At 59.7% G+C, this 216-nt stretch carries 1 rRNA gene; it reads right to left on the bottom strand.

Annotated features, from left to right (window positions below):
* Window positions 1–216 (bottom strand): 16S ribosomal RNA (locus OO70_RS51005); the annotation flags it as partial.

The following is a 216-nucleotide window of genomic DNA, read 5'->3' as shown; positions in this document are numbered from 1 at the left end:
CCTCTCAGGCCGGCTACCCGTCGTCGCCTTGGTGAGCCATTACCTCACCAACAAGCTGATAGGCCGCGGGCTCATCCTGCACCGCCGGAGCTTTTAACCACAGACCATGAGGCCCGTAGTGTTATCCGGTATTAGACCCCGTTTCCAGGGCTTGTCCCAGAGTGCAGGGCAGATTGCCCACGTGTTACTCACCCGTTCGCCACTAATCCCCACCGA

The organism is Streptomyces xylophagus, assembly GCF_000716435.1.
GTDB classification, from domain to species: domain Bacteria; phylum Actinomycetota; class Actinomycetes; order Streptomycetales; family Streptomycetaceae; genus Streptomyces; species Streptomyces xylophagus.
Note: the sequence above shows the minus strand (reverse complement) of the source record. Positions and strands in the feature narration are given on the sequence as shown.